At 34.8% G+C, this 5320-nt stretch carries 6 protein-coding genes; 4 read left to right on the top strand and 2 right to left on the bottom strand.

What is annotated here, in order from left to right:
- Positions 1-237 (bottom strand): YXWGXW repeat-containing protein (locus tag VNZ46_RS18675; RefSeq protein ID WP_325561539.1); only part of this gene is annotated, 237 nt, incomplete at its 3' end.
- 242 nt (positions 238-479) lie between these two features.
- Here VNZ46_RS18675 and VNZ46_RS18670 point away from each other — a divergent pair.
- Positions 480-1619, top strand: a complete 1140-nt coding sequence (locus VNZ46_RS18670; RefSeq protein ID WP_325561538.1) for an AraC family transcriptional regulator — start codon at positions 480-482, stop codon at positions 1617-1619.
- Positions 1620-1772: 153 nt separating this feature from the next.
- Positions 1773-2831 (top strand): serine hydrolase domain-containing protein, encoded by a 1059-nt coding sequence (locus tag VNZ46_RS18665; protein ID WP_325561537.1) that lies wholly within the window; start codon positions 1773-1775, stop codon positions 2829-2831.
- Positions 2832-2952: 121 nt separating this feature from the next.
- On the opposite strand, the gene VNZ46_RS18660 is transcribed toward VNZ46_RS18665, so the two are convergent.
- A complete protein-coding gene (locus VNZ46_RS18660) occupies positions 2953-3915 on the bottom strand; it encodes a M20/M25/M40 family metallo-hydrolase (RefSeq protein ID WP_325561536.1) in 963 nt (320 codons plus the stop codon).
- Positions 3916-4134: 219 nt separating this feature from the next.
- On the opposite strand from VNZ46_RS18660, the gene VNZ46_RS18655 reads away from it, so the two are divergent.
- Positions 4135-4911, top strand: coding sequence for a hypothetical protein (locus VNZ46_RS18655; RefSeq protein WP_325561535.1), 777 nt, complete (start codon positions 4135-4137; stop codon positions 4909-4911).
- A gap of 293 nt (positions 4912-5204) precedes the next feature.
- The coding region (locus tag VNZ46_RS18650) for a PD-(D/E)XK nuclease family transposase (RefSeq protein ID WP_325561540.1) at positions 5205-5320 on the top strand (116 nt) is incomplete at its 3' end.

The following is a 5320-nucleotide window of genomic DNA, read 5'->3' as shown; positions in this document are numbered from 1 at the left end:
AGGACGGGGAGGGGCTACCCACATTCCAGGAACCCAATAATAACCGTCTATATCGTCATAAGCCCAATAGCCCGGCTGCCACATATATCCATCAACAGGACATTCAGGTTGTGTATAAATCGGTAATGCAGGTGGGGCAATTCTAACTGAAATGCCTACGCTCACCTGAGCGAACGTATGTTGTTGCACCGTACATATAACCAATAGCAGCACAACTATTTTTCCAATTGATTTCATACCCGTGGAAACAATTACTTACAGATTAGGTTTCGCATCAATACAAAATAAAACACTTGTATGACAGATAATTATCTGAAACTATCGATCAGATGATGAGATGCAATAGAACCACTGGCCAGATCAATCATAAAAAATAATTAAATTAGCCGGATGGATGAACGGTTAGCCATAAAGAAAGCCATCGACCATTTACTATAAGCTAAAAACAAATTCATGAAACAAACAATGAAGAATAACTAATGGATAAAATTAGTGTATTAGCAACAGTTGCTGTAGTAACAATGTCCATTTCATTATTTCTATCCTTGTTTTTGATTACAGTTAAAACAGAATATAAGTTAAGTAATCGTCTTTTTGCTTTTTTTCTGGTTTTAACTGCAATTGATATTAGTGGAAATCTAGGTCACTTATTGGAAATTCCCTTGGCTGCAAGAGTTTTTATGAGCTCATTTTTTTTCCTGCAACTTCCAACTTTCTATTTATATATTTTGTCTGTCTCCTATACGGACTTTAAGCTAAAACCAAAACATTTAGCTCACACTTTTACTTTTATAATAGCGAATTTAATCTTAGTACCTCGCTTTTATAGTGTAGATCTGGCTTCTAAAATCAGTTTTCTTGAAGGAAGTGGCCGTATGCTTGAAATACAGCTCAACCATATCCTTACACATATTCAAATTGTGTTATACCTCACTGCAGCTTTTATGGTATTAAGAAGAGCAAAAAAAGTATACCTTGAAAATTATGCGGGAGCAAGTATTGAATCACTGAATTGGTTATTTCAGTTTACTTTGGCACTATCCGTCTTTTATTTTATTGCTCTGTTAAAAAACATCTTTAAATTCACTGAATATCCTAACGTTTACGAATGGTTAAAAATTGGACTTTTATTATTTGAACTGATCATCATTTTTTGGTATTTATATAAGGCGTTAAATCATCCAAACCTATTTAGAAATATAGATTCAAAACTAAAATTGGTAAAGAATATAATTTCCGAAGAGAAAAACAGCGAGCAGTTACCTGTACACGAGGAAAAGGAATACAACGAAGAGTTATTGAAATTGAAGAAGTATATGATTGAAGAGAAGCCATTCCTCAATCCTTCCTTAACGATTCAAGATGTATCTAAGGATGTTGGAATTCCTGTTCGGGATTTATCTGTTTTAATCAATCATAAGTTAGAGCAACATTTTTATGATTTTGTTAATACCTATCGTATAGAAGAAGCTATGGATATTTTAAAAGATTTTACAAAAACTAAGGTAACTGTTTTAGAAATTTTATATGAGGTAGGTTTTAATTCGAAATCTTCTTTTAATACTGCTTTTAAAAAACATACCGGTGTTACACCTACAGACTACCGTAAATCTCTATAAAACAACACTTTGTAATTACTCGTACTTTTCTTTATCATTACTCGTACTTATTTTTTCAAACAAATGGGTTCGACTATTTTTATTCGGTCGCATAGCCTGAGTTGCTTCCACATATTTGTATCGAAATAATTTTTAATCTAAAAATACGATACAATGAAAACCTCTTTAAAACTTTTGGCAGCGCTGTTATTAATAAGCAATTTTTCTTTTGGACAAGAGATATCCAAAAAAATTGATTCCATCATAAAGGATAATTACAAGAAAAATCCGACCGTAGGAATCAGTGTTGGGTTTATTAAAAACAATGAAGAATATTATACAGCTTACGGTAATTTGGATGCAGAAAGTCAAATTAAAATCGACAAAAATTCCATATTCGAAATTGCATCAATTACTAAAATTTTAACTTCAGATTTAATTGCACAAGCTGTTATTGATCATAAAATTAAAACGGATGATTATATCGACGGCTTCCTTCCTAATGCGTATCAGTTGCATAAAAATATTAGAAATAAAATAAAAATTTCAGACCTGGCATCTCATCAATCTGGTTTGCCTGATATAGATTTTGCAAAGTTAATAGAACTGGATCCACAGCAACCGGTAAATGGTATAACACAGAAAACATTGAGCGATATCATCAATAATTGTACTGAACTAACAGATTATGGAAAATATCGTTATTCTACTATTGGATATACTTTGCTCGGACAGATCTTAGAAAAAGTGCACAACAAGAGTTATGATCAAATTATCAAAGCCAAAATAATAGACCCTTTAAAGCTGAAAAATACATTCACGAAAGATTTTGATGTAAAAAACAGGACAACTGGTCAGAATCCCAATGGTGGTCGTCAGGAATTCTTTAAATGGAATATTACAGCGCCTGCGGGATTAATAAAATCAAGCGCTTCTGATATGGTTACGTATTTAAAAGCAATCTTAGATCAAAAAACTGCAATAGGAAAAGCGGCTGTAATCACGGAGAAACTCTTCTATAAAGATGATAAAAGAGAAATGGGATTAGGGCTAGGTATTGTAACAGACGATAAAAACACCATTTATTCAAAATCAGGAGACTCCATGGGGCAATCTTCCATTATATGTTACAATAGGGCTAAAAACTGGGGTATTATAATTCTTCTAAACCAAAGGAACTCAAAAATGAGACAAAACCTCTTAAATGAGATCTATGACACGGTCTTGAAATAAGTAGCTGGTTTTTGACATCCCTGTAAAATCTACAAGCCCTGCTCATCGTGCGATTGCAGGGCTTGTAGGTTGTATTGTTATTTCTGTGAACCGCCTTGTTGAGATTGGCTGAGTTGCAATTCTACATCTTCTTTTCAGGAACAAAGAGAATAGGCTCATTTCTGTTCGCGATTGTGGTTAGTGCCTCATAAATATAATCGCAAACCAATTTCTCACCAGCAATATTGATCAGTTTCCGATCATCTTCAGGAGTATGATATTGAGGATGCCCACCAGTATGAAACCCTAACACGGGTATGTTCTTTTTATAAAAGGAAACATGATCCGATCCGCCCACATCATAAGCATTTACAATGGGGTTGATCCCTATTTTCGGACCTAAACTTTTCATGAGTTCCATTCCACCATCAAAAGATGCTGCACCTCCCATATAAAGATGCTTTTCTGTATTCATTCGACCCACCATATCCATGTTAATCATTAATTTGATCTGAGACAGGGGAACCAACGGATGTTCCGTAAAATACTTTGATCCTAATAAGCCTTGTTCTTCAGCACTAAAAGCAATAATAATGATACTGCGTTTTAAGGAGGCTTTGTTTGCCGCTAATTTTTCTGAGATTTCTAAAAGTGCTGCTGTACCGCTTGCATTATCGTCTGCACCAGGGTGAACGGCTACGGTATCTGGTTTTTTGGAAGATGCTCCACCCATCCCAAGATGATCATAATGTGCACCAATTACAATATACTCGTTTTTTAATTTTGGATCACTACCTTCAATAAAGCCTACTACGTTCTTTGTCTGTACATAAGGCGTGTCAGTTACCCCTTTTTTTACGCGCATTTTAGCGGTAAACTCCTGAAAATAACTGTTCCCGAAAGGGGATATCCCTGATTTTTTAAATTGTTTCACTAAATAATCTGCAGCTTTATTATTTCCAGCAGTTCCCGGAAATCTTCCCTTCATTTTTGGAGAGGCCAGATACCATATATGATCTTTAATCTCTTTTTCTGTAATTGCAGATTGAGCCATCACGCAAGTGCCCATTGTGGTGCATAGTGCAACCAAAAAAATCTTTTTCATTTGTGTGTTACCTACCAGCTTAGGTAAGTTTATTCTTTGCTTATGATCTTCTAAATTCATGTGTCGCAAATCTAGCATAAAAATCTATAGACAAGAAGTGCGCATCATATGCGGAAGTGTTTTTTGTTAATTCAAAAGAAATATCCTGTTGGTACTGGATTTTAAATTGGTTAGTTATCACAAAAGACCTAAATTTGTTTACACACAAAACACATACAAATGAAAAAATTATACACTCTCTTGCCGCTTGCAGCATTGCTGTGGGCCAGCTCTTGTAAAAAAAAGGACATCGTAGCTGCGCCTGAACCCCCTGAAGTAATTGCAAAATCACGTTTCCTGCCCGACAGCACTTCGTTTACAATCAATGGAAAACGCTACACCAATGCATTAAGAGAGCCTTCCGCCTCCAGATCTTACGGGAATAGAGGAGTCAATTTGCAATTGAGTCCTACCAATGGAGAATGGAGCCTGAGTGGCGCGGCAAATAATTATTGGGTTGGAGTGGTTGACTCAGTACAATACTCATCAGCATCTACAACTTTGCTTGAACAGACAAGAGGGGCCATTATAGTTTCATTTATAAAAAATTATAAAAAGGCAAATGCGCTGAAATTTGGCTCTCTGTACTGTCCCAGACCTGGAGATAAATTCTATACTTTGGGCGATTATCCCTATGCCATAGATTATGAACGGTTTGGTAAAGATGAAGGTGTCGCAATAAAATTATCGGTAAATAACGAACCATTGACTTCCTATAGCCAGTTATCAATAAATGCCAAATCAAAACTCACAGCAGAAAGCCAAAATGGCTCGAAATTCAAGATTCTAAAAATAGATGAGATTAAGGGAACTGATTTTATTGTTCTTGAGGCTGCATTTGAGGCTAATTTGTTTGACAAGAATGAAAAGTCTGTTAAAGTTACGGATGGTTTTTTTAGGATCACTACACCAAAAAACGGGGAAAGAATTGACTCTTTCACGCTTCTTTATTTATAAGAATAAACGAATTGTTGGGGAAAATATGTTTTACTGGGCTCTCTGAATCTTGCAGATTCTGAGGTTCGCCTCAGTAAAAACATATTTTCTTGAGTGCAGACCGGAGAGGGTGGAGAAAGGGAATTTTGGCGATTGTTGATTAAATTTTTGAGTTCTGATTACCATATTTTGTAATGCCTTGTTTTTATTTAAATTTGTTTTCAAAATATTGATTTACAGATTTTTATGAAAATTTTTATTTAGAAAAACTATCGTTACACTTGAAGTTATTTTTAAAAAATCAAGTGTAAATTATGAGTAATACGAAGTACATTAATCCGATGCTGGATTGGTCATTTAAGAAAATTTTTGGGACGGATCCAAACAAAGACTTATTAATCGCTTTCTTAAATGAGGTTTTTAAAGGGAG

Origin of the sequence: Pedobacter sp. (assembly GCF_035566355.1) — a bacterium.
GTDB lineage: Bacteria > Bacteroidota > Bacteroidia > Sphingobacteriales > Sphingobacteriaceae > Pedobacter.
Note: the sequence above shows the minus strand (reverse complement) of the source record. Positions and strands in the feature narration are given on the sequence as shown.